This is a genomic window from Streptomyces xingningensis (assembly GCF_054957865.1).
The window spans coordinates 18,763-44,170 of record NZ_JBDJPF010000039.1; the positions used below are offsets into that span (position 1 = coordinate 18,763).

The 25,408-nt window shown below is 70.5% G+C and carries 25 protein-coding genes; 14 read left to right on the forward strand and 11 right to left on the reverse strand.

The features are described 5' to 3' along the window. Positions 1 to 12: 12 nt before the first annotated feature. Positions 13 to 1,272: a phthiocerol/phthiodiolone dimycocerosyl transferase family protein gene (locus ABCR83_RS20470; protein WP_462696541.1), complete on the reverse strand. Its 1,260-nt coding sequence runs from the start codon at positions 1,270 to 1,272 to the stop codon at positions 13 to 15. 257 nt (positions 1,273 to 1,529) lie between these two features. On the opposite strand from ABCR83_RS20470, the gene ABCR83_RS20475 reads away from it, so the two are divergent. Genes ABCR83_RS20475 through ABCR83_RS20485 form a run of 3 tightly spaced genes read left to right on the forward strand, consistent with a single transcriptional unit; the run spans position 1,530 to position 4,305 of the window. Further along, the gene (locus ABCR83_RS20475) at positions 1,530 to 2,909 is read left to right on the forward strand and encodes a cytochrome P450 (RefSeq protein WP_462696542.1); all 1,380 of its coding nucleotides are present in this window, start codon (positions 1,530 to 1,532) and stop codon (positions 2,907 to 2,909) included. Beyond that, positions 2,906 to 3,544: an ABC transporter ATP-binding protein gene (locus ABCR83_RS20480; RefSeq protein ID WP_462696543.1), complete on the forward strand. Its 639-nt coding sequence runs from the start codon at positions 2,906 to 2,908 to the stop codon at positions 3,542 to 3,544. Before ABCR83_RS20475 ends, ABCR83_RS20480 begins: the two co-directional genes overlap by 4 nt. Then, positions 3,541 to 4,305 (forward strand): hypothetical protein, encoded by a 765-nt coding sequence (locus ABCR83_RS20485; RefSeq protein WP_462696544.1) that lies wholly within the window; start codon positions 3,541 to 3,543, stop codon positions 4,303 to 4,305. Before ABCR83_RS20480 ends, ABCR83_RS20485 begins: the two co-directional genes overlap by 4 nt. Before the next feature lie 66 nt (positions 4,306 to 4,371). Here ABCR83_RS20485 and ABCR83_RS20490 read toward each other — a convergent pair whose 3' ends face one another. From ABCR83_RS20490 to ABCR83_RS20505, 4 genes are all read right to left on the reverse strand, one after another. Beyond that, positions 4,372 to 5,097 (reverse strand): IclR family transcriptional regulator, encoded by a 726-nt coding sequence (locus ABCR83_RS20490; protein ID WP_462696545.1) that lies wholly within the window; start codon positions 5,095 to 5,097, stop codon positions 4,372 to 4,374. 348 nt (positions 5,098 to 5,445) lie between these two features. Further along, positions 5,446 to 6,696: a metal-dependent hydrolase family protein gene (locus ABCR83_RS20495; protein ID WP_462696546.1), complete on the reverse strand. Its 1,251-nt coding sequence runs from the start codon at positions 6,694 to 6,696 to the stop codon at positions 5,446 to 5,448. A 45-nt stretch (positions 6,697 to 6,741) separates the two neighbouring features. After that, on the reverse strand, positions 6,742 to 8,199 hold the full coding sequence (locus ABCR83_RS20500) for an MFS transporter (RefSeq protein ID WP_462696547.1): 1,458 nt from the start codon (positions 8,197 to 8,199) through the stop codon (positions 6,742 to 6,744). Positions 8,200 to 8,263: 64 nt separating this feature from the next. Then, positions 8,264 to 9,814 carry an amidase gene (locus ABCR83_RS20505; RefSeq protein ID WP_462696548.1) on the reverse strand — a complete coding sequence of 517 codons (1,551 nt, stop codon included), beginning with the start codon at positions 9,812 to 9,814 and terminating at the stop codon, positions 8,264 to 8,266. A gap of 144 nt (positions 9,815 to 9,958) precedes the next feature. Here ABCR83_RS20505 and ABCR83_RS20510 point away from each other — a divergent pair, with 144 nt between their 5' ends. Further along, positions 9,959 to 11,008 (forward strand): Lrp/AsnC family transcriptional regulator, encoded by a 1,050-nt coding sequence (locus tag ABCR83_RS20510; protein WP_462696549.1) that lies wholly within the window; start codon positions 9,959 to 9,961, stop codon positions 11,006 to 11,008. A gap of 295 nt (positions 11,009 to 11,303) precedes the next feature. After that, complete coding sequence (locus ABCR83_RS20515; protein ID WP_462696550.1) at positions 11,304 to 13,601, forward strand: serine/threonine-protein kinase; 2,298 nt, start codon at positions 11,304 to 11,306, stop codon at positions 13,599 to 13,601. Positions 13,602 to 13,627: 26 nt separating this feature from the next. Here ABCR83_RS20515 and ABCR83_RS20520 read toward each other — a convergent pair whose 3' ends face one another. Together ABCR83_RS20520 and ABCR83_RS20525 are read right to left on the reverse strand one after the other, a co-directional pair. Further along, entirely contained in the window at positions 13,628 to 13,831 is a 204-nt protein-coding gene (locus ABCR83_RS20520) for a DUF397 domain-containing protein (protein ID WP_462696551.1), read from the reverse strand. Next, on the reverse strand, positions 13,828 to 14,682 hold the full coding sequence (locus ABCR83_RS20525) for a helix-turn-helix domain-containing protein (protein WP_462696552.1): 855 nt from the start codon (positions 14,680 to 14,682) through the stop codon (positions 13,828 to 13,830). The genes ABCR83_RS20520 and ABCR83_RS20525 overlap by 4 nt, the downstream gene beginning before the upstream one ends. Before the next feature lie 158 nt (positions 14,683 to 14,840). On the opposite strand from ABCR83_RS20525, the gene ABCR83_RS20530 reads away from it, so the two are divergent. The 4 genes from ABCR83_RS20530 to ABCR83_RS20545 all read left to right on the forward strand — a co-directional run bounded on the left by ABCR83_RS20530 (position 14,841) and on the right by ABCR83_RS20545 (position 17,663). Next, complete coding sequence (locus ABCR83_RS20530) at positions 14,841 to 15,407, forward strand: ATP-binding protein (protein WP_462696553.1); 567 nt, start codon at positions 14,841 to 14,843, stop codon at positions 15,405 to 15,407. Positions 15,408 to 15,427: 20 nt separating this feature from the next. Continuing rightward, positions 15,428 to 15,700 carry a DUF6255 family natural product biosynthesis protein gene (locus ABCR83_RS20535; protein WP_462696554.1) on the forward strand — a complete coding sequence of 91 codons (273 nt, stop codon included), beginning with the start codon at positions 15,428 to 15,430 and terminating at the stop codon, positions 15,698 to 15,700. Between the two features lie 64 nt (positions 15,701 to 15,764). Next, positions 15,765 to 16,181, forward strand: coding sequence for an N-acetyltransferase family protein (locus ABCR83_RS20540; protein WP_462696555.1), 417 nt, complete (start codon positions 15,765 to 15,767; stop codon positions 16,179 to 16,181). Positions 16,182 to 16,427: 246 nt separating this feature from the next. Further along, positions 16,428 to 17,663 carry an MFS transporter gene (locus ABCR83_RS20545; RefSeq protein WP_462696556.1) on the forward strand — a complete coding sequence of 412 codons (1,236 nt, stop codon included), beginning with the start codon at positions 16,428 to 16,430 and terminating at the stop codon, positions 17,661 to 17,663. Between the two features lie 9 nt (positions 17,664 to 17,672). Here ABCR83_RS20545 and ABCR83_RS20550 read toward each other — a convergent pair whose 3' ends face one another. Together ABCR83_RS20550 and ABCR83_RS20555 are read right to left on the reverse strand one after the other, a co-directional pair. Next, complete coding sequence (locus ABCR83_RS20550; protein WP_462696557.1) at positions 17,673 to 18,398, reverse strand: class I SAM-dependent methyltransferase; 726 nt, start codon at positions 18,396 to 18,398, stop codon at positions 17,673 to 17,675. A 67-nt stretch (positions 18,399 to 18,465) separates the two neighbouring features. Continuing rightward, on the reverse strand, positions 18,466 to 19,206 hold the full coding sequence (locus tag ABCR83_RS20555) for a hypothetical protein (RefSeq protein ID WP_462696558.1): 741 nt from the start codon (positions 19,204 to 19,206) through the stop codon (positions 18,466 to 18,468). 314 nt (positions 19,207 to 19,520) lie between these two features. Between ABCR83_RS20555 and ABCR83_RS20560 the strand changes: the two genes are divergently transcribed. Next, positions 19,521 to 20,819: a transcriptional regulator gene (locus ABCR83_RS20560; protein WP_462696559.1), complete on the forward strand. Its 1,299-nt coding sequence runs from the start codon at positions 19,521 to 19,523 to the stop codon at positions 20,817 to 20,819. Positions 20,820 to 20,840: 21 nt separating this feature from the next. Here ABCR83_RS20560 and ABCR83_RS20565 read toward each other — a convergent pair whose 3' ends face one another. Next, entirely contained in the window at positions 20,841 to 21,770 is a 930-nt protein-coding gene (locus ABCR83_RS20565) for an SMP-30/gluconolactonase/LRE family protein (protein WP_462696560.1), read from the reverse strand. An 86-nt stretch (positions 21,771 to 21,856) separates the two neighbouring features. On the opposite strand from ABCR83_RS20565, the gene ABCR83_RS20570 reads away from it, so the two are divergent. From ABCR83_RS20570 to ABCR83_RS20585, 4 genes are all read left to right on the forward strand, one after another. Beyond that, a complete protein-coding gene (locus tag ABCR83_RS20570; RefSeq protein ID WP_462696584.1) occupies positions 21,857 to 22,339 on the forward strand; it encodes an Lrp/AsnC family transcriptional regulator in 483 nt (160 codons plus the stop codon). A gap of 54 nt (positions 22,340 to 22,393) precedes the next feature. Then, positions 22,394 to 22,825 (forward strand): hypothetical protein, encoded by a 432-nt coding sequence (locus ABCR83_RS20575; protein WP_462696561.1) that lies wholly within the window; start codon positions 22,394 to 22,396, stop codon positions 22,823 to 22,825. 71 nt (positions 22,826 to 22,896) lie between these two features. Further along, positions 22,897 to 24,042, forward strand: coding sequence for a sensor histidine kinase (locus ABCR83_RS20580; RefSeq protein WP_462696562.1), 1,146 nt, complete (start codon positions 22,897 to 22,899; stop codon positions 24,040 to 24,042). Next, a complete protein-coding gene (locus tag ABCR83_RS20585) occupies positions 24,039 to 24,647 on the forward strand; it encodes a response regulator (protein ID WP_462696563.1) in 609 nt (202 codons plus the stop codon). The genes ABCR83_RS20580 and ABCR83_RS20585 overlap by 4 nt, the downstream gene beginning before the upstream one ends. 219 nt (positions 24,648 to 24,866) lie before the next feature. Here ABCR83_RS20585 and ABCR83_RS20590 read toward each other — a convergent pair whose 3' ends face one another. Continuing rightward, positions 24,867 to 25,394, reverse strand: a complete 528-nt coding sequence (locus tag ABCR83_RS20590; RefSeq protein ID WP_462696564.1) for an NUDIX domain-containing protein — start codon at positions 25,392 to 25,394, stop codon at positions 24,867 to 24,869. Positions 25,395 to 25,408 lie beyond the last annotated feature (14 nt).

Consider the following 25,408-nt stretch of genomic DNA (forward strand, 5'->3'; position numbering starts at 1 on the left):
CCTCCGCGGCCACTACTCGCACAGCACGCGGTGGAGAGTCCGCTCGATGGCCTCGGCCAGCCGGTCGGTCTGCTCTGCGGTGAACCAGTCCGCGGCCATGACCAGCGTGATGACGAGGCCGGCTGTGCCGTCCTGACTGCCGGAGAGAAAGAGGGAGGGCAAGGGGCCGGGGGGAACGGCACACCCCTGGATGGGGTCGGACACCAGATCCGGGGGCAGCTGGAGCGGCGGGGTCTTCGCCATGAGGTTGCTGACCAGGACACTCATCGGCGCATGGGCCGCCTCGTCCATCAGCTCGGCAGTCGCGGCGACGGCCTTCAGCACGCTGTTGTCCAGGACCGCGTCGCGCAGTTGGCGCAGGACACGGCGTCCGATGTCGGCAGGGTGATGGCCGGGCCCCACTTCGACCACGGCCTGCGACGCGGTGGCGGCCTGCACCATCGCGTGCCAGGGCAGCGGCGGCCTGCACCGCGGGCGGAGATCGAGCGTGGACAGGCACGTCATGGTGTGGGTCTCGCCCGGGCGCGCCGTCTGCGAATGGACCGCGCTCAGCGCGATACCGCAGGCCAGGGCGTGCAGGCTCAGGCGTGCCGCCTTGGCGACGCGGGTGAGTCCCGCGACGGTCTCGACGGGCAGACGCACCTGACGGCTGTGCACACCGGCTTCCGGTCCCGTGCCGTTGCCGGCGGCGAGGGCGGGCATACCCGCGGGGATGAAGTCCCGCATCGTGGCCGAGCGTTCCCTGAGGTACTCCGCCATCTCCTCGTCGGAGAAGCGGGCCCGGAAGTGTTCTTCGACGGGGCGGGGCAGGCCGACGGCCCGGGGCGGCAGCGAAAGCGCACGGCCGGTGACGCGTGCGGTGTAGCTCCGCCACAAGGTGTGCAGGAGTGTCAGGGCACAGACACCGTCGCTGATGGCGTGGTGAACCGACAGGGCCACCTGATGGCGGTCTTCCCCTTCCCTCGTCACGGCGACCCGGAACAGCGGCGTGTCCGGCGCATAGGGCGCCCGGACCCGGTGGCCGTCGCCCACGGTCGGCCGCGGCCCGGGTGCCGACGGGTCCAGCCGGAGCACGTAGCCCCGGTCCGCGGTGACGATGCGTGCGGACAGCACGGGGTGCAGGACGAGCAGTTCCCCGACGGCAGCCGTCAGGGCATCCAGGTCGAGCCGGCCACGCAGCCGCTGGCTGAAATAGATCGGTGTGCCGAAGAAGGCGAAGGCCGCCTCGCCGGCCGCGAGCGGGCGTTCCTGCACAGTGTTGGCACCGGACAAGATGATCTCCTTGCGGCCGAGGCTGACGGTCGGAAACGGTCCGGTCCCGGTCACCGGCGCAGCAGCGGGAGGGACCAATGCCCGCGCCATGATGGTCGTGCGATATCAGCGGCTTCCGCAACGCGGGCCGCCCCCGTTCACTCCGTCGGGATCTCCGCCGTGCCCGCGCTGACGCGGGGCTCCGATACACCTCGACACGAGGCGTCACGCGCACCGAGGCAAGTGATGTCATCCCACCCGCAGAGGGAGCCCACCCCATGAGCACGACACGGTCCGATTTCCGCCTCGCACACGCTCGGGGCGCCCTTCCCGGGCTGGGGCACGCATTGCGCGTCTGGAGAGAACCGCTGCCGTTCCTCCGCTCCCTGTCGGCCCAGGGCGACCTCGTACGCCTCCGGATGGGACGGAAGCCCGTCTACCTGGTCTGCCACCCGGAGTTGGCCGACCGGGTACTGCGCGACTCCCGCACGTTCGACACCGGCGGCCCGGGCAAGGACGAGATGCGTGTGCTCTTCGGGGACGGAATCCTCACCTGCCCCAACGCGGCGCACAAGCGGGTGCGGCGGTCGGTCCAGCCGGCGTTGCAGCACACTCGCGTCGCCGGGCACATCACCACCATGGTCGCCATGACCGACACGATGACCGGTTCCTGGCGGCCCGGCGTCCCGCTCGATGTGACGCGGGAGATGACGGACATGGCGGCGATGACCGGCGTACACGTCATGTTCGCCGCGGAGTTCACGAAGCACTACCGCGACGAGGTCCACGCCTGCCTCCAGGAGATCAACCAGGGGATCTACCACGAGGTGTTGGCCTCCGCGCTCGGAGTACGATGGCTGTTCCCCCACCGCACCCGCCGGTTCCACCGAATGCTGGCCAGATACAAGCAGGTCGTCGACAAGGTGATCCGCCTCTACCGCCACTCCGGCACGGACCATGCGGACATCCTGTCCGCACTGCTGGCGGCACGCGACGACGCCGACGAGCCGATGAGCGACCGCGAGGTGCAGGAGAACGTCATCAACATGTTCACCGCCGCGACGGCAGCGGGCCCCGCCAGCACCATGGTGTGGGCCCTGCACCTGCTGGACCGGCATCCGGACGTCGCCCGGCGCGTCCGGCATGAGATCGACGGCGTCCTTGGTGACGATCCACCGGACGAGCAGGCGGTACGGCGTCTGGAACTCACCCGGCAGGTCGTCCTGGAGACGCTGCGGCTGTACCCCCATGGCTGGCTGATCACCCGCTGCGTCGCCACGCCCGTCGAACTGGCCGGGCGGATCCTGCCACCCGGCACCAGCGTGGTCGTCAGCCCTTACCAGCTGCACCGGCAGCCGCACCTCTTCCCCGACCCCGAACGATTCGATCCGGACCGCTGGGCACATGGCACCCCCGGCCCGCGCGGAGCGTACATCCCGTTCGGCAACGGCTCCCGCCAGTGCCCCGGAAGGACTTTCGCGTCCATCGAGATCGTCGTCGTCCTCGCCCGGGTTCTGCAGAACTGGACCCTCCACGGGGAAGCCGTCCCCTCGGGCCCGGTAGCACCCCGGGTCGACATCATGCTGGAGGCCCCGCCGCTGATGATGACGCCTCACCTGCGGAACTCCCGCGGCTCCGACAGCCGCGCCGCTTCATGACCGCCGTTCCCGCAGCTCCCGGCCCCGCCCTGCGCGCGCGGGGCCTGCACAAGGCCTTCGGCAAGCGCGTCGTACTGGCCGACGTCGACCTCACCGTCCGCCCCGGCGAGCTCGTCGGCATCGTCGGGGAGAACGGGGCGGGCAAAACCACCCTCCTGCGCATCCTGTGCGGTGACCTGCGCCCGGACAGAGGCACCGTCGCCGTCAGCGGCACGCTGAGCCACTGCCCCCAGCACCCCGTCCTCAACAGTGCGCTCACGCCCCTCCAGCACCTGCGCCTGTTCCAAGAGGCCTTCCGGCTCAGCCACTTGGACCGCGCCCACGAACTGGTCGACCGACTCGCCTTCGCCGACCACCTCCACGTCCCCGTCAAAGCCCTCAGCGGCGGCACGCGCCAAAAGCTCAGCCTGGTCCTCGCCCTCATGCACGACCCCGATGTGGTCCTGCTCGACGAGCCCTATCAGGGCTTCGACTGGCAGACCTACCTCGCCTTCTGGGACCTGACCGCCGAACGCCGTCTGGCCGGGCGCAGCACCGTGGTCATCTCCCACCTCGCCCACGATGTCGAGCGACTGGACACCGTCCTCCAACTGGGCGGAAAAGTGGCCGCGATCGCGCCGGGAGCCGGTCCTTGAGCGCCTACCTCATCGCCGCCCGCTACACCTTGGCCGAGCTCACCAAGAACACGCTCGCCGCTTTTCTGCTGGCCGCCCTCATCCCGCTGTGGATCCTCGCCGCGCAACAGATCTTCCCGCACGCCTCGTTGCCCTTCCGGCTGCGCGCGACCGGCCGGATGCTCACCGCGCCCACGGACCACATCGGCATGATTCACGGTTCCCTCAACCTGATCACGCTCCTGATGGCCTTCCTCACCTTCAGCGCCGCCCACCAGGCCGGCCCCTTCGACCGCCGGCTCACCGCTGCCGGCTACCCCCGCGCACCACTCCTGCTGGCCAAGGCGACCTCGCTGCTCTCGGCCGCCGCGCTCGTCGCCCTCTACACCACCGCGTGGACGTTCACCGTATGGTCGCCCCGCCACCCGGAACACCTGTGGATCGGGCTGTTCACCGCGTCCCTGGTCTATGGAGCGCTCGGTCTCGTCCTGGCTCTCTTCCTGCCCGGCGAACTCGACGGCATGGTCGTCATCGTCATCACCACCGGCCTCGACCAGCTGCCGCAAAGCCCCCTGGTCAACCCCGACCCCCAGGGATTTCTCGGCCCGTTGCTACCGATGTACGGCTCCATGCAGACCTGCCTCGCCGCCGGCTTCACCCCCACAACTCCACTCCGGCCGGTGGCCGCGAGCCTTGCCTGGACCGGAGCTCTCACCCTCATCGCCCTGCTCGCCTTCTGGATCCGCACCCGTCACCGGGGGACTCGAAAGAGCCGGTGCTGATCCAGCCGGTGCTGATCCATCGGACACGCCCCGAACGCGCCGGGGCGAGCACCGCCGCAGCGCTGTTCACAGGCCGCGCAGGGTCGCGCTCACCGCCCGCCCGGTCTGGGTGACGGCATGCACCAACCGCCGCACATCGTGCGAAGGGCCGACCATGGCGAACAGAGCGCCGATGGCTTCGCCGTGCCCGGCGACCACCGGCACGGCCGCACAGCACACTCCCGGGATCAGACCCTCCCGGTCCACGGCGACCCCGCTGTCCCGGATCGCCGACGCCTCCCGCCGCCAGGAAGCCGGCAGGGGGTCCAGGGGCATCCGTGGCGATGCCGTCGCCACCAGTGCCTTTCCGGCGGCGGTGGTCCACGGCCAGGTCGTCCCCGGCTGTATCGGGGCCAGATGATCCACCTCGCCGGGAATCCCCGAGACGGCCAGGGCCCGCCCTTCCCGCAGCACACACACCCCGACCGTGGCACCCGTGACGGCCGCCAGCCGCCGCATCGGCCCCTTGGCCGCCGCCTGCAGTCTCGGATGCGGCTGCCACCCCAGGCCGAGCCGGAACATCCGCGGCCCCATCCGATAGCGGGTGCCATGGCGTTCCAGGGCGCCCAGCTCGACCAGCTGCTCCAGTAACCGGTACGCCGTCGTCTTGGGCAGCCCGCTCTCCGCCGCCAGCGCGGTCAGCCCGGCTTCCCTCGCCCCTTGCACCGCCTCCAGCAGGGCGAACGCCCCCTCCAGCACTCCCCGCCCGGGAGCGAATCGCTCGCCGGGCTCCCCGGCAGCGGATCTGGGCATCCGGGCCCCCTCTCCCTCTCCGGAAACCAGTCAACGCCACGGTGATAAACGGCCCATAAACATCAACTGGCAAGAAACATTTGCCAGTTGACCAGGAACCCTCCGCTCCGGTCCGCTCAGCGGAACAACCGGTCGTCCGCCTACCAGTCAGACGCTACGGTGAATCGCACCGCGCCAACATCCCCCATGGAGGGGGAGTCCGGCACGTGGCACGCCGATGACCCCGGGGGCCGATGGCCGGCCGACCGGAAGCACCGGCCCGCCCGGGGGAGCGGGCCGGCGCGCATCGCCCGGCTGTGACCGTTGTGTTGTCGTACGGCGATCAAAGCCGATCAAAAGACATAGGAATCAGGCCGCGAGGCCGTCGAGGTCCTTGTAGGCGACGCCGTCCTTCATCACAAGGCGGACGTTCTCCGTCCGGGCCAACGAGGCGATGTCGGTGAGCGGATTGCCCTGCGCCACGACGACATCGGCGCGCTTGCCGGCCGTGAGGGTCCCGATCTCATGGCCCAGGCCGAGGAGTTCGGCGGCCTCGGAGGTCCCGGCGAGAATCGCCCCCATGGGCGTCATCCCGCAGTCCACCAGGTGGCCCAGCTCGCGCAGGTTGGTGCCGTGTTCGGCGATGCCGCAGTCCGTGCCCATCGCCACCCGCACGCCCCGCTGGATCGCGCGCGGGACGTGCCGGCGGGCCACCGTCTGCCAGTGCTTCTTCTTGGCGTACGCCCAGCTCGCCGCCTTCGCCGGGTCGGGGTCGGTGTTCGCGGTGGTGAGCGTGGGGACCAGGAAGGTGCCCCGCTCCAGCATCAGGTCGATGCCTTCGTCATCGATCTCGTAACCGTGCTCGACGCTGGCGACCCCGCCGCGCACCGCATTGAGGATCCCGCCGCGCCCCTGAGCGTGCGCGGCGACCTTCTTGCCGCGGTGCCCGGCCGCGATCTCGGTGATCGTACGGATCTCGTCCTCGAGAAATCCGTCGTCGTCCGGCTGGTCGGTGGGGCTCCACACCCCGCCGGTGGCGGTGATCTTCACACAGTCGGCGCCCGCCCGCAGGACATCGCGCACGGCCTTGCGGCACTCGGCGACACCGTCGGCGAGACGGCCCATCTCCGGATCGGCCGGCCTGTTGTCCGTACCGGCGCGGAAGTCGCCGTGCCCGCCCGTGGGGCTGAGCATGGCCACCGCGACCAGCAGTCGCGGACCGACGACCAGGCCCGACTCGACGGCCCTGCGGTGGCCCGCGTCGGCGCCGCCCAGGTCGCGTGCCGTGGTGACGCCGGCCTCCAGGGTCAGCCGCATCCGCGGCGCGGACAGGAAGGTGCGCAGCGAGGCGGGCATCGCGGCGAGCTCCTGATGGTTGATGGCCCCGCCCGGCACGGCCATGTGGACATGACAGTCGATGAAGCCGGGCAGGATCGTCTTGCCCGCGACGTCGATCCGCCGGGTGCCCTCCGGGAGTTCGGGCCACTGGCCGGCGGGGCCGGCCCACTGGACGAGCCCGTCCTTCACCAACACGGCGCCGCCTGGCACCGGTTCGCCGCCCGTGCCGTCGATCAGCAGTCCGTTGTGCAACAGGACGGGGGTGGCGTTTCGATCGGTCATGGCAGATTCCTTCCGGAGAGGACGCGGGACGAGAGGGTTTTCGAATCAGCCGACGGGCGCGGGCTGTCCCACGGCGGTGCCGGCGGTGCGCCGGCCGCCGAGCACGGCCGCCGCGGCGGTGATCAGGATGGACACGCCGGCGCAGCACCACCACACGGCGGCGTACGCGGACTCGGTCGGGACCTTGGTGCCGCTGAAGGTGATGGCCGTGAGCAGGGCGGCGAAGACGGCGCCGGAGACGCTGCCGCCGAGCGTCTTGGCGGTGTTGTAGACACCGGTCGCGATGCCGGTGCGGTCGGCGGGGCTGGCGTCCAGGACGAGCGCGGGCATGGCGGTCAATGCCAGACCCGTGCCGAAGCCGATCGGTATGTTGGCCACCACGAACTGCCAGGGCTCGGCGTGCGCGAGGACCAGGGCGGCATAGCCGCCGCCCATCAGGACACCGCTCAGCGCGAGCACCACGCGGGCGTGGACGGCCCGGGTCAGGCGAGGCGCCACCACGGAGCCCGCGAAGGCCAGCAGCCCGCTGGGCAGCAGCATCCAGGCGACGTCGAGGGGCCCGTACCCGAAGCCGTAGCCGACCTTGCCGGGGGGGCTGGCCAGGAACAGCACCGCCGCGGTCTGTGAGCCGAAGAGCGCCGCGCCGAACAGGAAGCCCGCCCCGTACACGGGCAGCAGGGTGCGCTTGACGGTGAGCCGGATGTCCACGATGGGTTCGGCGACCCGCAGTTCGACGAGCACCCACACGATGAGGGCGACCGCGGCCAGGGCGAAGAGCGCCACACTGCTGCCCGCGGTCCAGCCGGTCTTCGGGCCCCGCGCGATGCCGAGGAGCAGCGCCGACAGGCCGACGCTGAGCAGCGCGGCACCGGCCCAGTCGATCGTGCCCCTGGCACGGGTGGCCGACTCGGGCACCAGGAAGAAGACGACGCCGACGCACAGGACGGTGGCGGCCGCCGGGAACCACAGCACTCCATGGACACCGGTCAGGACCTTGCTCAGCAGACCGGCCAGCACCATGCCCGCGCTGGAGCCGAAGGCGAGGGACCCCACGAGCATGCCGATGGCACCGCGGGCGCCTTCCGGGCTGAGCCGGTCCCGGACGAGACCGATCTCCAGGGGCAGGAGTGCGGCGAGCGGGCCCTGCAGGACCCGGCCGACCAAGAGCATCTCGAAGGAGGGCGACCAGGCCACCAGGATCGAGCCGATGGCGAGGACGATCGCGGCGACGCGCAGCATCCGGCGGTGGCCGTACATGTCGCCGAGCCGCCCGAAGAGCGGCACCGAGATGGCGGCGGCCAGCAGCTGCGCGCTGCTCACCCAGTTGAGGTCGCCCGCGCTGACGCGGAGCGTGGTGCCGAGCTCCGGCAGGAGCGTCGGCATCATGCCCTGGATGATGCCGCTGGTGAGTTCGACGAAGACCAGGAAACCGACGACCGCGGCGACGCGCGCGCTGCCGAGACCGGGCGTTCCCGCGCCCGTGGCGGGCTGGATACGCGGCATGGGTTCTCCAGTGGGTGGACGGCCGCCCCTCGGGCGGCGGATGGGTCGGAGGACGTACGAGGGGTCAGGCGGTGGGCTGCCTCTCCGGCTGGAGGAGGGCGGCCGCCATGACCCGGACCGTTGCGAGGTCGGCCGGCGAGGGGGTGATGCCGGTGGCGGCGAGGGCGGACCGGATCCGCTCCGTTTCGGCGGAGGGGTCGGGCGGTACGGGAGGTGTGCCGTCACGCTCCGGGTCGGCCAGCGGGAGGGGCCGCTGCCCCGGATCGGGGTCGGCGCGGCGCAGATGCCATGAGGTGGTGGTTTGGTACGCCGCTCCCGCGGCCAGCAGGGTGCGTTCCGAGTGCGGGCGTCCGACGAGCTGGAGCGAGAGCGGAAGGTCCGCGGAGGTGGCGCCCATGGGCAGGGCGAGGGCCGGGAAGCCGGTGGGGTTCCACGGGGAGGTCAGGTTCAGTTCCCCGCCGGGGACGGTCTCCTGGTGGTACGGGCGCGCGGCGGCCGGCCAGGTCGGGGTCGCGATCAGGTCGACGCCGTCCGTCCCGGACATCCGGTCGAGCAGGCGGGCCGTGGTGAGCTCCGCCGAGCGGCGGGCGGACAGGTAGAGATGGGCCGGTATGAGCGCTCCCATCGCGGCGAGGCGGCGGAACGGACGCCCGTACGCCTCCCAGCGGTCGGCGAGCCGCGCGCGGTGCTCGTCGAATGCCTCCGCCAGCATGATCACGCCATTGGCGCCGGAGAGTTCGGCGAACTCGGGGAACGGGAACTCCCGTATTTCCGCGCCCAGTTCACGCAGCCGGTCCAGGGCCTGCCCAAAGGCCGCCCGGCAGTCCTCGCTGACGGCGGGCCCGTCGAGGAGCTCGTACGGGACACCGATGCGCAGCCCGCGGGCACCCTCGGCGGCCGGGGCGGCCACGTCGTAGGACCGGCCGGTCAGCGCCGTGAGCAGCAGGGCGCAGTCCTCGGCGGAGACGGCCATCGGGCCGGCCACGTCCTGCGAGGGGCTGAGCGGGATGCAGCCGTCCGTGCGGACCAGCCCGTAGGTGGGCTTGAGCCCCGTCGTCCCGCAGAGTGCGGCGGGCAGCCGCAGGCTGCCGGAGGTGTCCGTGCCGAGGGCTCCGAGGAAGAGGCCGGAGGCGATGCCGGCGCCGTTTCCGGTGCTGGAGCCGCCGGTCCAGCGGTCCGGGTCCCAGGGGTTGCGCGGGACAGGGAAGGTGTGGGCGGGGTCGGGGCGGCCCATGGCGTATTCGGCCATGGTCGTCTTCCCCAGCACCACCGCGCCCGCCGCCCGCAGCCGGCCGACCGCCGGGGCGTCCTCCCCGCTCCACCAGGCGGGATCGTGTGCGGGGCTCTGCGCGGTGACCGGCCCTTCCCGGGTGGCGAAGTTGTCCTTGACGGCCAGTGGCAGACCGTGCAGCGGCCCCCGTGCCGACGCGGGGAGGGCGTCGGCCTGCTTGGCCGCGGCCAGCGCCTCCTCCGGGAACCGGCTGACATACACGCCGAGCAGCGGGTCGAGACGGTCGGCGTCCGCGAGGGCCGCCGCCACGAGTTCATGGCTGGAGACGGTCTCCGTGCGCAGAGCATGAGCCGTTTCGGAGAGCGTGGCGAGGGGCTGCCCCACGAGGCACCTCCTGACGAAAGAGTGGCTGGAATCAATCGGGTGCGCCGATGCTAATCTCACGCCACAAGCAGTCGAGCTATTGCAGGAATCAGCTGCATACAGAGATCGAATGCAGGAATCTGCCTATCTATGAGAGCGGGGCTCATGTCTGTGTCCGAAAGCCCGGTGGGCCTCGATGAGCTCGACCTGGCCCTGGTCAACGCCTTGCAGATCAACCCCCGCGCCCCGTGGACGGAGCTGGCCGGGGCGCTGGACGTCGACGCGGCGACCGTGGCGCGCCGCTGGGAACGGCTGAAGGCCGCGGGTCACGCCTGGGTGACCGCTTATCCCTATGACGGCGGCGGCACCGGTGCCCTCATCGAGGTCGACTGCGCACCGGGCCAGGACACCGCCGTGGCCAGAACCCTCTCGGCCGACGCGCTCTCCGTCACCGTGGAGCATGCGGCCGGCGGCCGGGATCTGCTCGTCATGGTGATGACGCGCAACTTCGGGGACCTTTCGCGCTACATCGTGGACCGCCTGGGAGCGGTGCCCGGCATCACCTCCACCCGCGCACACCTGGTGACTAGCGGCTACACCGAGGGCAGCAGCTGGCGGCTGCGCAGCCTCACCCGGGCGCAGCAGGAGCTGCTCGCGGGCGCCCGCCGGCCCGCCCAGGGAGCGCCGGTGGACCTCCTCGAACACCGCGACCTCATCCGCGCCATGGGGGAGGACGGACGGATCTCGCTCAGCGCGCTCGCCACCCGGCTGGACGTCAGCCTCAACACGGCGGGCCGGCGCCTGCGGCGGCTGCTCGACTCCGGCCAGCTGATCCTCCGCTGCGACCTGGCCCGCTATCTGTCCGGCTCCCCGGTCGCCGCCACCTTCTTCGGGTCCGTACCGCCCGAACACCTCGACGCCACCGCCCGCGAGCTCGCCAAGCTCCCCGAGATCCGGATGTGCATCGGCGTGGCGGGACCCCAGAACCTGATCGCCACGGTTTGGGTCGGTTCCCTGGTGGACACCCAGGAGCTGGAAGTCCGGCTCGCCGCCCGGCTTCCCCACCTGAGGATCACGGACCGCGCCATCACCCTGCGGGCGGCCAAACTCATGGGACGGCTGCTCGACTCGGAGGGCCGGGCGACCGGCTTTGTACCGGTCGACGTCACCCAACCGGTCACCGGCACGGGCGAGGCCGGCCGCCGGACCGGTTGACCCGGGGGCGCGTGGCCCGCTTTGCGTACGCCTCTCTGCCTCCACACACCCACCGGCTGTATGCGCGCTCCGCTCCACCGATCGCGGTCACCACGCGCCGCCTGCGTATCACGGGTACCGTGCTGCGCCTGGTTCCCAGGACCTTGCGCCGACAACCCCCGCCCGGGCGCGGGCTGCGGGCGGCGGCCGGACCGGGGCCGGGCAGCTGTCCGTCGCCCTACAAGCCGCACCGGCTGGCCGCCATACTTGAGGGGCCGGGGGAGGCACAGCGAATCGACGGGGGCGGCGGCGCAGGATGGCGGAGACCAGGCTGATCCAGAGCCGGTACCTGCTGCTCGACCGGATCGGGCGGGGCGGCATGGGAGAGGTGTGGCGAGCCCGCGATGAATCACTCGGCCGGCAGGTGGCCGTCAAGTGCCTCAAGCCACTGGGCCCCCAGCACGAGCCGTCGTATCTGCGGGTGCTGCGCGAGCGGTTCCGCCGCGAAGCGCGGGTCGCGGCCTCGCTCCAGCACCAGGGCATCACCGTGGTCCATGACTTCGGCGAGTCCGAGGGCGTCCTGTACCTGGTCATGGAACTGCTCGACGGCCGCAACCTCAGCCAGCTGCTGGAGGACAACAAACACCATCCACTGCCGGTGACCGAGGTCGTCGACATCGCCGAACAGGTCGGCGCCGCGCTCGCCTACACCCACCGCCAGGGCATCGTGCACCGCGACCTCAAACCCGCCAACATCATGCGGCTCACCGACGGTGCCGTGAAGATATGCGACTTCGGAATAGCGCGCCTCGGGCATGACATCGGCTTCACCGCCCGGCTCACCGGCTCCGGCATCGCCATGGGCACCCCGCACTACATGTCGCCCGAACAGATCGGCGCCGGCAGCGTCGACCACCGCAGCGATCTGTACTCGCTGGGCTGTGTGCTGTACGAAATGGCCACCGGCGTACCGCCGTTCGACATGGACGACGCCTGGGCGGTGCTCGTCGGCCACCGCGACACCACGCCCCGGCTGCTGCGCGACCTACGGCCCGAAATCCCCGAATCCCTTGAGCGCATCGTCCTCGACCTGCTCGCCAAGGACCCCGAGGACCGCCCCGAGGACGCCACCGACCTGGTGCGCCGCCTGGCCGAGGCCCGCCGCGACACGGCGGGCACCGGACGGCGGCCGTCCACCCCCGAGCAACAGCCGCACCCCGTACCGGAACCGGCCCAGCCCGCCGAACCACCCCGACTGCCCGGCTGGGCCCGGAACATGACCACCGGCTCCAAGGCGGTCGGCAGCGGCCCGCAGACCTCGCTGCCACCCGACCCCTCGGCCGCCCTCACCGGTTCCTGGACCGGCCTCGGCGAGCAGAACCCGGCGCCCACGACGCCCCCCACCACGTCTCCCGTCACGTCCCCCGCCGCGGGCGGCGAACCCCCGGCCCTGCCCGCCGCACTCCTCGCCGAACTCGCCGCCCGGCACAGCGAGGCGCTGCGGCTCGGCCGCGAGGGACACTGGGGCGAGGCGGGCGAGGCCCACCGGACCGTCGTCACCGAACGCGAGCGACTCCTGGGCGCCGACCACCCGGACACCCTCGCCAGCCGCTATGAGGTCGCCTTCACCCTCAGCCGGCTCGGCCACCCCGACGAGGCACTGCGCGAATTCGCCCGGACCGCCGCCGGCCGGGCCCGCACCCTCGGCCCCGACCACGCCGACACCCTCGCCGCCCGCCAGGAAACCGCCTACGTATTAGGACAATTGGGCCGCCACTTCGAGGCCCGCGAGGTATACGCGGCCGTGCTCGCCGCCCGCGAACGCACCATGGGCCCCGACCACCCCGACACCCTGCGCTGCGCCCACAACCTCGCCTTCAGCCTCAGCAGACTGGGGCGCCTGGAGGACTCCTACCGAATGGCCCGCGATGTGGCGGCGGCCCGCACCCGGGTGCTGGGTGCCGAGCACCCCGACACCCTGGTGACCCGCTTCGAAGTCGGCTATGCGCTGGGCCAGTTGGAGCGCTGGGAGGAGGCCCTGCAGACCTACCACGAGGTGGCCGCCGCCCGCGCCCGGGTGCTGGGCCCCGACCACTCCGACACCCTGGCCGCCCGCTATGAGGCGGGCATCTGCCTGGGCCGCCTGGGCCGCAGCGCGCAGGCACTCCAGCTCTACCGCTCCCTGATCGACGACCGCACCCGTGCCCAGGGCCCGGCCCACCCCGACACCCTGCGCGCCCGGCACGGCCTCGGCGTCAACCTGGGCCGCCTGGGCCGCTGGGAGGAGGCCCTCGCCGAGGCCCGCGACGTCTGCGCCATCCGGGCCAGGGTGTTGGGTGCGGATCACCCCGACACCCTGGTCAGCCGCCGGGAGATCGCGGTCGGCCTGGGCTGGCTCGGCCGCTGGCCCGACGCCCTCGCCGTCTACCGCGATGTCGCCCAGGCCCGCCAGCGCGTCCTGGGCGCCGACCACCCCGACGCCCTGGCCAGCCGCAACGACGAGGCCCACTGCCTGGAGCAACTGGGCCGCTCCGCCGAGGCGGTCGAGCTCTACCGGCAGGTGGCGGCACTCCGGCAGATGCGGGCCACCAGGGGGGAGCTGCGCAGGAGATAGCCTCTCGACCGCCCGTGCGCTTGGGCTCACGCCCCTTGGGCGGATCCGGACAGCCCGTTGACGAAGTGCGACCATGCGGCGGCCTCGAAGAGGAGGGTGGTGCGGCGTTCGGGGTCTTTGGTGTCGCGTATGGCTTGGCGGCCGTTGGGGAGTTGGGCGTGTTCTACGCAGTTATTGTTGCTGCCGCTGTAACTGCTGCTGTGCCATATGGGCGCTTGTTTGGACGTCATGAATCATTTTCCTTGATAAGTGCGCCGATGAACTGGCGGGAGTCAGACGGTGGCAGTGCGGCGGCCGTCAGCTCCTCCCATGCCCTCGTGTATGCATGTACATCACGCTGCTGCTCCAGCAACGTACCACCAGTCAAGTGTTCCAACCACACGACGTCGATGGACGATTCACCCCGAAAAGTGAAGAGGCTGAACGGGCCGAATTGATCGATCTGGAACTTTGCTTTGAGGGGCAGCACTTGGACGTTGACATTGGGACGACGGCTGAGTTCCGTGAGGTGCTGAAGCTGTTCGGTCTTGTGTGCCCGAGAAGACATGAGGCGATGGAAAGCCAGCTCGTCCACAATTACGCGTAGCGTAAAGTCCACAGATCCGCCGATGAGTTCCTTGCGCTTGAGCCGGGTCTGGACGAGTGTCTCGATTTGTTCTGCGGGCATGCGGGCGGTAAACAACTCCCGCATGTATGACTCGGTTTGCAGAATCCCTGGGATGAGGGTGGGTTCGTACAGCCGAACAACTCCCGAGTCGGACTCCAGCGTGAGGTAGTCGCGGAGTGCGTCATGGATCAACGGGCCCTGCGCGGACCACCAGTCAACCTTGTGGATATCACGCGCCAGTTGCTTCAGGCTCCGACGGTACGTCTCGTCCGTCACCCCATATCTGTCGAGCAAGAGTGTCAAGTCGATCTGTCGGATCCCCCGCTTGCCGTTCTCGATCTGCGAGATCTTGGGCTGGCCGCACTCCAGGAGTTCCGCAACCTGGGAGACCTTCAGGTCACTGGCGATGCGCAGCCGCCGCAGCTCGTTGCCGAGCCTCTTGCTTCGCATGGTGGGCATGTCGCTCTGAGCCATGGCTGCATCATCGCCGACTTGTGGGAGCGGTGAGCTCAGTGTGCGTCCGTTCACTCGATAGTGAAACATCCGCCAGGAATACTTGCCTCAGCGATGCCGACGGGCCCAGGATCGCCTCCATCACGCACCGTGTGACCCCAAGCCGATTGGGAGGGGACATGGCGATCCACGCGGACCGCTCAGACCAACTGCTCACCATGGAGCTCACCTTGGGACCCGCGGAGCTCTGGATAGTGCGCCGCATCGCCTGCGCCCAGCTCCGCTCCTGGGGCTTCGTCGGGCGGGGTGACCGCACCCTCCCCGAGGCCGAGGACGCGCTGACGGTCGTCAATGAGCTGCTGACCAACGTCCTGGATCACGTACCGGACGCCCGCTGCACCCTGAACCTGGAATGCCAGGGCCGCACCGTGCACATCCGCGTCGGCGACGGCTCTCCTGACCTGCCCGTCCGGCGGGAGCCGGGCGAGGGCGAGACGGCCGGGCGCGGCCTGGCCCTGGTGGACGCGCTCACCCACCGGCGATGGAAGGTCGCGCCAACGGCACTCGGCGGCAAGGAAATCCACTGCTGGATCGATGTCCCGCAGGAGCCCGGGGTCGAGCCGCAGCGCTGCCAGGGCTGCTCGGAGATCAAGGTGCAGTACTACCGAGCCGCCGATACGGGCAACCGGGACATCGCCGAGACATGGATCACGGCCATGGGGCGCCACCAGCGCGAAGCGCACTGACATCACCAGAGGAGAGACGAATGACGCACACCGTGGGCCGCCTGATCAACAACTGTCCGCACCAAGCGGGTTGGGAGTCCCTCCACGCCGGTGAGGAGCGCTGTACGGCCTGCGGCACCCGCCGCTTCACGGACTACCATGCGCTCCGGCCGCCGGAGCGACCGTCCGCGGTGACACCGTCCGACGAGGCCCGCACCCGAGCGGACCGGATGGCGGCCGAGGTGATCTCCCGCACCGTGCGTCACCTCAGCCGCTGGGGGCTGAGCGATGCGGCGCTGCGCCTGGCGGTCTGACGATGACTCCCGTTCCGGGTGAGAGTCGTGATCAACTCGCCGTCATCTTTGTTGGATTGCGCGCATGACACCTGATATCCACTTCGTGGACATACGCCCGGCCCGGCCCGATGATGCGGAGGCCGTCGCGGACATCTGGTATCGCGGGTGGTGCGAAGCACACCTTGGGAATGTTCCCGATGCTCTTGTGGCCGTACGGACGCAGGAGTCATTCGGGGTGCGAGCCGGGCAACGGGTGGATGGCACGGTGGTCGCAGTCGTCGGCGGCGCGGTGGCGGGATTTGTGATGGTGGTCGACGACGAGGTCGAGCAGGTGTATGTGTCCGAGGGGCACCGGGGGAGTCGGGTGGCCACGGCCCTGCTCGGCGAAGCGGAGCGCTTGGTCGCCGCCGGTGGTCACCGGCAGGCATGGCTGGCGGTGGTGGCCGGCAATGCCCGGGCCCGCCGGTTCTATGCGCGCAACGGCCGTGAGGTCATGTGACTGTGGGCCGTCGGTGGCCAGTCGCGCGCACCCGTCGGCTATATAGAACGTCGCCACCGGCGCTTGTCTGAGTTCGGTGTCCGACACCTCGATCGTCATGACCGGTATCTGCACCCCGAAGAACGTAGGACAGTTCTGGGAGTAAGCGGCATGCATCGCGCATGACGCCTGGGCAGATGCGGGCCGTTCGGTGTTCGTGTTTCCGTTCTCGTCTCATGATGTTGATCCGGCCCCTACAGTCGCGCCGTGCACTACTGGCAACTCCTGCGGCACCGCCCGGTCCTGATTCTGTGGCTCGCCGAGATGCTGTCCGTCTTCGGCGACCGGTTCTTCACGCTTGCGTTGGCGTGGACGGCATGGCAGAGATCCGGTGCGACGGCGATGGGGCTCGTCGTCGTGCTGGAGTCCGTGCCCCATCTACTGATCGGCGCGTTCGGCCGGAAGCTGGTCACGAAGGTCGCCTCTTTCCGGGCCTTGGCCGCTGTCGAGACGGTTCAGGTCATGGTGGTGGGGGCGATGCCGTGGTTGTGGCAGTCGATTGGTCTGGCCGGTGTCCTGATGGTGATCGTCGTCATCGGTGCCTGTGACGCGTTGACCGGTCCGGGCCTGTCGGCCCTGGTGCCGGGGGTGGTTCCAGGTGACCGGGTGCGGCAGGTGACGGGGCTGATGGACTTCTCGAACCGGCTGACCTGGTTTCTCGGCCCCGGCTCGGCGGTGGTGCTGCTGGCGTTCATGGCCGCCGAGGACCTGTTCCTGGTGGATGCCGCGACGTTCGTCGTCTCGGCCCTCGCGTTCGCCTGGCTCGGCCGCACGGTGCCGCATGCCGCCCGGATCAGTGCGCCGGAGGTCACGAAGCCGGGCGGGGTGAAGGCGCTCGCCGTGCTGCGGGCCCGGCCGGTGATCGGGGGCGCGTTCGTGCTGAGCGCGGTCGGCGAGTTCTTCCAGACCGTCCTGACCGTCGGCATCCCCATCTGGCTGACCGAGCGACTCCACGCGGGCCCGGGGGCCTATGCGCTGGTGCTGTCGGCGATGGGGATCGGGTCGGTGGCGGGCAACCTGCTTGCTGGCAACACCGAGCTGGCCGGCCGGTTCCCGGGCGGCTTCTGCGTGGTGTGGGCGGTGAGGGGGCTGCTGCTGGCGGCGTTCGCGGTCAGCAGCAGCCTGACGCAGGTGGTCGTCCTGGCGGCGGCCGGGAGCGTGCTGGTGCCGGTGACGTCGATCGGGCTGAACGCGGAGATCGCGGCTCTCGACGGGCCGGAGCGGCTGCGGATGTTCAGCGTCTACTCGGTGAAGCTGCACGTGGCGAGCATGGGCAGCATGCTGTTGCTGCCCGCGGTGCTTCAGCGGGCGCCGAAGGCGTCCTTCGCTCTGGGCGGCGCGGCGACCGCGGCCACTGCCCTGCTGGCGTGGGCCGTGCTGAGGATCATCGGCCGCCGCCGGGGCCAGGAAGCAGGCCGCGAGGTGGAGTTGGCCCGCACCTGACCCGGGGCCCTACTCCTCGACCGGGCGCCGGGCTCGCAGGACCAGGGCTCGGTAGTCGCGGCCCTGCGGGTCGTCCACGGTCACCACCACCTCCGTGGTGAGGCCGGCTGCGGCCAGCAAGCGTCCCCAGGCGTCCGCATCGTAGGAGTAGTGGACGACGGGCGGCCGGGCCCCGGTGCGGAGGGTGAGGTTGTCCACGCGTCGGCCGGGCAGCTCCCTGCGGCGCGGGGCGTTGACGGTGAAGGCGAGGATGCCGCCGGGCCGCAGCCGATTGCGGATGACGGGCAGCAGCGCGGCTGGATCGGAGTACCAGAGGGCTCCATAGATCGAGAAGCAGACGTCCAGGCGGGGCAGGCTGGTGAGGACTTCGGCGGCGTCGCCGACGCGCCAGATGGTGGCGGGCAGGTGGTCGAAGCGGGTCCGGGCCTGTTGGACGCGGCCCTCGGCGACGTCCACGCCGATGGCTAGCCGGGCGCCGTGGCTGGCGGCGTAGGCGGTGTGCTCGCCGGTTCCGCAGCCCAGTTCCGCGGCCCGCAGACCGGTCAGGTCGCCGAGGAAGTCGCTGCGCGGGCCCAGGCCGGGCCAGCACGTCCACTCGATCCCATCGGGGACCCTGCCCGCCTCAGTCGGGCTGTTGCCGCCGGTCACCTCCTGGCGGGCGATGCTGTTCCATGCCTCGGCGTTGATCCGCGCATCGACCACGGGGCGCCTGTCCGGCAGGCTCTCCTGCGTCATGTCCCTCTCCCCTCAACGGCGAGGGGCCGGGGCACGGGCCCCGGCCCCCCGCCTGGCACGGTGTCGGTCACCGGCGGCCCATGGCCGCCACGCGGTCCATCCAGCCGGTCTTCATCTCGCCCAGCTCGGTGCGGAACCGGTCGAGGTCGGTGCCGTAGGCGAGGACGCAGCCGCCCATCATGTCGGCGGACGCCTGGCATCCATGGACGAGCCGGCCGCCGAGAGCCGCATGCGCGAGCACGGATTCGCGGCGCCGGGTCTCGTTGAACCATCCGCCGTGGTAGAGCTCATCGACCTTCTTACCCTGGTCCTCGGTGAAGTCGAAGACCACCGAGGTGGCGACGGGGAAGAACCAGCACGGGCCGACGTTGGACAGGTGCCCGTCCACCTCGACCCGGTTCAGGGCCATGATCGTGGTCGCCTCGCGCAGGGCCTTCAGTTCCCGCTCGGTGACGTCCAGGTTGCCGACGTCGACGTACTCGTCACGGAACAGGTACGCGGCGACCTCGTAGGCGGTCTTCAGGACCTTTGCCGGGTCATGGGTGAGCTTGCCGTGGGCCTGGACGAACTCCAGGGCCCGCTGCTCGATGGCCTGCTCGCTGGTCTCGGCCGCGTCCAGGAGTTCGGAGCGGACCAGGTCCCAGTCCGCCAGGAGCCAGCTGGGGTTCTCGTAGCGGAAGAAGTACTGGCCGGGGTTGACGCTGATGGTGTGGCCGGTGACGGTGATGCCGTCGATGCGGTTCCATGTCTCGGTGAACGCCTCGGGCAGTTCGACGGAGAACGTCCGGTGTTCGGTTGCGGTCGTCATGACGCGCCTCCAACGATTCCGGTGGAGGCACCCCGGTAGTGCCGGGGTGCCGCTGGTGGCCGGCCCGCCCAGGAGTGCAGGCTCCGCGGGCGGACCGGCTGTTCATAAGGACAGCGCCGCCGCCCAGGGCTCGTGAAGTCGGTGGAGGCTGCCGGGGGTTGCTTCCGTGTTGCTTCCTATTGCCTTTCGCGTGCCGGCCCTGTTCCCGTGGCGCGCAGGTGCCAGCACACTTGGGGCCGGCGGCTGGAGGTGGTGCGCTCATGGGCCCGGTGCTGGAACGTCACCCGCTGACAACCCTGATTACCCGTCACCACTTGACGAACACCGGCTACCTCACGCGGGTCGCCGCCCGGCACCGGGCGCTGGGGTTCGGGCAGATGGCCACCCGGCCCGAGAAGTTCACCCGGTGGACCAACGGCACCGCTACCCCCAGCCTCCGCGCCCAGCTCGCCATGGCCGACCTGCACGGCATCGACCCGGAGGAGGTCCACCGCCGCCCCTGGCCCGACTGGCTCCTGCTCGCTTTCCATGACGACCGCTCCGTATGGGAGTTGCCCTGGACGGCGGCGGGTACGGTGGAAGCACTGGAGGACGCAGGAGGACCAGTGGACCGACGCGGCTTCGTCATCGCATCGCTGGGCACACTCGCCTCCACCGGCGCCCACTGGGCCGCCACCAACCTCACCGCCATCGCTGCCACCCGGGGCCGCCGTGTCGGCGAGAGCGCGGCTGTGCTCTTCGAGACCCGCCTTGACACCCTGCGGCATCTGGACGACGAACTCGGCTCCAGCCACGCCTACGACGCCGCCATCGCCGAATTACGGCTGATCACGGGCGTGCTCAAGACCAGCACCTACAGCGACGCCACCGGGCGCCGCCTGTACGCGGCAGCCACCGAGGCATGTCGGCTCGCCGGGTGGTGCGCCTACGACAGCGGCCGCCTGGCCGACGCCGAGAAACGCTTCACCACCGCCCTGCGAGCCTCCGCCACCGGCGGCAACCCCACTCTTGGCGCCAGCGCCCTCGCGTTCTGGGCCAACCTCCGCTACAGCGCCGGTGACCCCTACGGCGCCCTCGGCCTCACCGAGCGGGCCCTGGACCAACGGCACACCATCACCTCCGGCCGGGTGCTGGCCATGCTTCACGCCCGCCAGGCACGCGCCCACTCCAAGGCCGACGAGCCGACCGCGGCCTACCGGGCAATCGACGCAGCCTTCACCGCGTACGACCGTGCCGGGCCCGCAGCAGGCGACCTGCCGTCGATGTACTGGATGACCCACGGCGAGATCCACGAAGTCGCCGCCTCCTGCGCGCTCTCTCTGGGCATGCCCGCCCGTGCGCTGGAACATTTCGACGCGGCCCTGCGGCACCAGGACCCCTACGACACCGGCACCGAGGCCCGAGGCGCGGGCATCTACCTCGCCCGCCAGGCCGAAGCCCACCTCGTGCTCGGCGACTTGGACGCCGCCGTGGACATTGCCCACCGGGCCGTGGGCCTGCTCGGCGGAGTCGATTCCGCACGAGGCAGCAGTGTCCTGACCGACCTACGGTCTCAGCTTGCCGACCACCGCACGGCCAACGCCGTCGAAGCCTTCCTCGAACTCACGGCTTGACCAAAGACTTTGCGGGCATCCCTAGACCCGCGGTGCTCCCGTCACCGACATCACCAGTGAGTAGAGGGAGGTGGTGGCGGTGATGAACAGGCGGTTGTTCTTGGGGCCGCCGAAGGTGATGTTGGAGGCGGGCTCCGGGGTGCGCAGGCGGCCGATCAGGGTGCCGTCCGGGTCGTAGCAGTGCACCCCGTCGTGGCAGGCGGCCACCCAGAGGCGTCCGGCGTTGTCGAAGCGGATGTTGTCGAAGGTGCCGTCGCCGGGGCGGCACTCGGCGAAGACCTTGCCGTCGGAGAGCGTGCCGCCCTCGCGCACATCGGATACATCGAAGACACGGACGTGGTTGTTGCGGGTGTCGGACACATACAGCTGCTGTCCGTCGGGCGAGAAGACCAGCCCGTTGGGGCCGCGGAAGCCATCCGCCACCAGCCGTACCTCGCCGGTGGCCGGATCCGCTCGGTAGACGTTGCAGGCGCCGATCTCGCTCTCGGCCCGGTGTCCCTCGTAGTCGCTGAGGATCCCGAAGTCCGGGTCGGAGAACCAGACCGAGCCGTCGGAGTGCACCACCGCGTCATTGGGGCTGTTGAGCCGCTTGCCCTGGAAACGGTCCGCGATGACGGTGAGGGTGCCGTTGTGCTCGGTGCGGGTGACCCGGCGATTGCCCTGCTCGCAGGTGATCAACCGGCCCTGCCGGTCAAGGGTGTTGCCATTGCTGTGACCGGCGGGGGAGCGGAAGAGGCTGACCGCGCCGGTCGCCTCGTCCCAGCGCAGCATCCGGTCGTTGGGGATATCGCTCCAGATGAGCTGGCGCCAGGCCGGCAGATAGAGGGGGCCCTCCGCCCAGCGGCAGTCGCCGTGCAGCCGCTCCAGCAGCATGTCCCCGCTGGTGCACCGCCCGGTACGGAAGCGGTCGTCCAGGATCTCGTACACCTCTTGCCCAGCCTGATTGGACATCGTTGCCCCTAGCTCGCCATCAATTGAACAAAATTCAAGCTAGCACGGGATTTGCCAGATGACATATGGTTGCTGGCATGAAGAAGGTGGATGACATCGACCGCGAACTGCTGGCACTGCTGCAGCAGGACGCCACCCGCTCCTATGCGGCCCTGGGGAAGGCGGTCGGCCTGTCGGCCGGAGCCGCCCATGAGCGGGTGCGCAAGCTGCGGGAGCACGGGGTGATCCGCCGCACGACGATCGATGTCGACCCGGCGCGGGTGGGCTGCGGGGTGCTCGCCTTTGTGATGGTCGAGTCGACGGCCTGGATGGGCGAATCGGCCGATGCCTTCGCGGCCATCCCGGAGATCCAGGAGGCGCATGTCATCGCGGGCAGCGCCGCCCTCCTGGTAAAGGTGCGGACCTCCACGACCGAGCAACTCCAGGATGTGCTGCGGCGCTTGTACGCGGTGGAGGGGGTCAGCGGCACTCAGGCGACGGTGGTGCTGGAGACGTTCTTCGAACGATCGGTCCCGGGGGCCGTGCTGGCGAGCGATCCGTCGGTCACCCATGACAGAAGTCATGGGTGAACAGGGTGCGATCGCACTGCAGGGGAACCGGTGCCCGCGCCGACGATGGTGCGCATGAACAAGCAGCACGCTTCCATACCCGAGGCGGATCTTCGGCATCCCCTCAGCCAACAGGCGTTCCGCACGGTCAAGATGCTCGTCGGTGGCTACCTGGCCCTGAGCGTGCTGACGCTCGCGGTCATTGCCCTCCTCCACGACGACGCGGTCGCGGTGAACTCCGCCGTCCGGGTCCGCGGCGCCATCGTCGTCGTGAGCGCCCTGCTCGCCTATGCCTTCGCGGCCCGTACGGCACGCGGTTCCCGCAGCGCCTACCGCAGGCTGCGCATCGTCTCCGGCGTCATGGTGGTCGCCATCGTGGCGATCGTCGCGCTGCCCGGGACCTTCCCGGTGTGGATGAAGACCGAACAGGCGGCCTGCGGACTGCTGCTCCTCGGCGTCGTCGCGGTCGTCAACGGCAGGCGGCTGCGCACCCTGTTCGCCGCCTGATGAGCCGCCCGGCCGGAGACCCGAACGGGCACCCGGACGCCGGCCGGCACGCCGGTGTTAGCGTGCCCGGTATGGGCAGGACAGGGGAGCCGCACGGGGGCGACGGACAGCGATGGGTGCGAGGCTGGCGGCGCACCGTGCTCTCGACCGGAATGCTCACCTATCCGTGCGTCACCGCCGTCGGCGTCGCCCAGTACGCGACCGGCACCACCGCGGTCGTCGGGTATGCCCTCTTGGGCGTCTTCTGCGTGAGTTATGTCCTCGCGGGTGTCTCCAAGGCCTCGGGCCGCCCGGCCCGGATGTGGGCGCTGGTCGGGGTCATGGCCCTGCTGTTTGTGGCGGAACTGCCCGTGGCCCGGCACTTTGCCTTCTACCTCGCTGCCGTCGTCGTCGCCTTCATGGCCACGGTGCTGCGCCGGCACATTGCGGCGATCATCGCCAGTGGTGCCCTCGCGGCGCTCGTGGTGCCCTGGGCGGTGCGGCCGTGGCACTACGGGCTCGGCTGGATGGAGGCGCTCGTGATCGTCTTCAATAGCCTGATGGTGTGCGGGTTTTCCGAGATCACCGTCGCCAACCGCGCCCTGCTGGAGGCCCGCGCCGAGGTCGCGCACCTGGCGTCGGAGGCCGAACGGGCGCGGATCGCGAGGGACTTGCACGACCTGCTCGGGCACTCCCTCACCGTCATCGCCGTCAAGAGCGCTCTGGCCCGCCGACTTGCCGAGAGCGGGTCGCCCCGCTCGGTGGAGGAGATCACCGCGGTCGAGAGCCTGTCGCGGCAGGCGCTCACCGAGGTAAGGGCCGCCGTGTCGGGCTACCGCGAGGTGACGCTCGCCGGTGAACTGGCCCGCGGCAGGGAACTGTTGCGCGCGGCGGGCGTCGTCGCCGACCTGCCCACGGCCACCGACGCGGTCGACGCCGCCCACCAGGAGCTGTTCGGCTGGGTGGTGCGCGAGGGCATCACCAATGTCGTCCGTCATGCCCGGGCCGCCCGCTGCACCGTGACCCTGTCGGCGGCGTGCGTGGAGATCCGCGACGACGGGACCGGCGCCCCGGCCGTCGGCGGCCACGGCCTGACCGGTCTGCGGGAACGGGTGGCCGCCGCGGGCGGCACGGTGGAGGCGGGTCCGACCGGCTCCCGCGGCTGGCGGCTCCGCGCGACGCTGGACCAACCCGGACCGTCACGGCCCCGAAGCGCGACGGAGGACACCCCGGCATGACGATCAGGCTGTTGCTCGCCGACGACCAGGATCTGATCCGCGGCGCACTGTGTGCCCTCCTCGAACTGGAGGAGGACTTCGAGGTCGTCGCCTCCGTGGCCCGCGGTGACGAGGTCGTCGAAGCCGCCCGCGCCCACCGGCCGGACGTGGCCCTGCTCGACATCGAGATGCCGGGCCTCGACGGACTGGCCGCGGCCTCGGTGCTCACCGCACAGGTGCCGGAGTGCCGCGTCGTGATCCTCACGACCTTCGGCCGGGCCGGCTACCTGCGGCGGGCGATGACGGCCGGAGCCGTCGGCTTTGTCGTCAAGGACGCCCCGCCCGAGGCCCTGGTGGACGCGATCCACCGCGTCATGAACGGCGAACGCGTCATCGACCCCGCACTCGCCGCGGCGACTCTCGCGGCGGGCGAGAGCCCGCTGACCGCACGGGAACGCGACGTACTGAACGTGGCCCGCTCCGGCGCCACCGTCGCCGAGATCGCCGCCAAGCTGTATCTGTCGGAGGGGACCGTGCGGAACTATCTGTCCGCCGCGATGGCGAAGACGGGTGCGCGCAACCGGATGGCGGCGGTGCGGGTGGCCGACGAGCGGGGCTGGCTGTAACGACGTAGTCGAACGGCAGTTTCCCTTGAGGGACGCGCCGCGACCATTCCTCCAGGGAGCCCTGGGAGTTGATGCAACGACGGGGCAGTCCTCGTCAGCATTCTCGAACGGAATGGTTCCAATTGGAGCCTCCGGTCTCGTCTGGAGGGCAAGGGGGAAGTTGGTCGAGATCGCTCCGGCATCCGATGGCTGTCCTCCAGCTGCTGATCCGTTTTCGGGTCACTTCCAGGTGTAGTTCTCATCGGTGACTGCGGGGAGGGCCACGTTGCCGACAATGGCGTGGGGGCTGGGCAGACTCGCGAGTGCGGGGCCGATGGGCGGGAAGATTGGCAGGTCGGCGGCCTTGCGGTAGTCAACCCACGCGATTGCGCCGGTCTCGAACGTGCCGTCGTCGAGTTCGTCGTGCTCCTCGGTGGCCAGGGTCGCCCGGACGTCCGTGCTGATGTGGAGCCGGTAGAGCAGGTGGATTTTGCGCGGAGGCAGGGTGGAGCCGGGGCGTGAGACGCGCTGGTCGACGACCCACAGCAACTCCGGCTCGCTCGCCCGCGCGGTGTCGAGGGCCAGCTCTTCGAGGAGCTCGCGGCGAAGTGCGGCGTCCAGGTCCTCGTCGGGCTCGACGTTGCCGCCAGGTGGGGTGTAGTGGACGGAGTCGGGGCGGTCGCGGCGGATCAGGGCCACGTCGGTGCCGCAGAACAGCAAGGCGCCCGTGCGGATTTTGATGCGGGAGAACGGTTCTGGGGTCGTCATGGCCGCAGTATTGC

Bases quoted from the DNA above. Each gene is read 5' to 3' on its own strand.
- ABCR83_RS20565 (WP_462696560.1), bottom strand. From the start codon at position 21,770: ATGTCCAATCAGGCTGGGCAAGAGGTGTACGAGATCCTGGACGACCGC.
- ABCR83_RS20535 (WP_462696554.1), top strand. From the start codon at position 15,428: ATGACGCACACCGTGGGCCGCCTGATCAACAACTGTCCGCACCAAGCG.
- ABCR83_RS20500 (WP_462696547.1), bottom strand. From the start codon at position 8,199: ATGCCGCGTATCCAGCCCGCCACGGGCGCGGGAACGCCCGGTCTCGGC.
- ABCR83_RS20585 (WP_462696563.1), top strand. From the start codon at position 24,039: ATGACGATCAGGCTGTTGCTCGCCGACGACCAGGATCTGATCCGCGGC.
- ABCR83_RS20495 (WP_462696546.1), bottom strand. From the start codon at position 6,696: ATGACCGATCGAAACGCCACCCCCGTCCTGTTGCACAACGGACTGCTG.
- ABCR83_RS20510 (WP_462696549.1), top strand. From the start codon at position 9,959: ATGTCTGTGTCCGAAAGCCCGGTGGGCCTCGATGAGCTCGACCTGGCC.
- ABCR83_RS20480 (WP_462696543.1), top strand. From the start codon at position 2,906: ATGACCGCCGTTCCCGCAGCTCCCGGCCCCGCCCTGCGCGCGCGGGGC.
- ABCR83_RS20490 (WP_462696545.1), bottom strand. From the start codon at position 5,097: ATGCCCAGATCCGCTGCCGGGGAGCCCGGCGAGCGATTCGCTCCCGGG.
- ABCR83_RS20525 (WP_462696552.1), bottom strand. From the start codon at position 14,682: ATGGCTCAGAGCGACATGCCCACCATGCGAAGCAAGAGGCTCGGCAAC.
- ABCR83_RS20475 (WP_462696542.1), top strand. From the start codon at position 1,530: ATGAGCACGACACGGTCCGATTTCCGCCTCGCACACGCTCGGGGCGCC.
- ABCR83_RS20515 (WP_462696550.1), top strand. From the start codon at position 11,304: ATGGCGGAGACCAGGCTGATCCAGAGCCGGTACCTGCTGCTCGACCGG.
- ABCR83_RS20555 (WP_462696558.1), bottom strand. From the start codon at position 19,206: ATGACGACCGCAACCGAACACCGGACGTTCTCCGTCGAACTGCCCGAG.
- ABCR83_RS20590 (WP_462696564.1), bottom strand. From the start codon at position 25,394: ATGACGACCCCAGAACCGTTCTCCCGCATCAAAATCCGCACGGGCGCC.
- ABCR83_RS20575 (WP_462696561.1), top strand. From the start codon at position 22,394: ATGAACAAGCAGCACGCTTCCATACCCGAGGCGGATCTTCGGCATCCC.
- ABCR83_RS20580 (WP_462696562.1), top strand. From the start codon at position 22,897: ATGGGCAGGACAGGGGAGCCGCACGGGGGCGACGGACAGCGATGGGTG.
- ABCR83_RS20530 (WP_462696553.1), top strand. From the start codon at position 14,841: ATGGCGATCCACGCGGACCGCTCAGACCAACTGCTCACCATGGAGCTC.
- ABCR83_RS20520 (WP_462696551.1), bottom strand. From the start codon at position 13,831: ATGACGTCCAAACAAGCGCCCATATGGCACAGCAGCAGTTACAGCGGC.
- ABCR83_RS20540 (WP_462696555.1), top strand. From the start codon at position 15,765: ATGACACCTGATATCCACTTCGTGGACATACGCCCGGCCCGGCCCGAT.
- ABCR83_RS20550 (WP_462696557.1), bottom strand. From the start codon at position 18,398: ATGACGCAGGAGAGCCTGCCGGACAGGCGCCCCGTGGTCGATGCGCGG.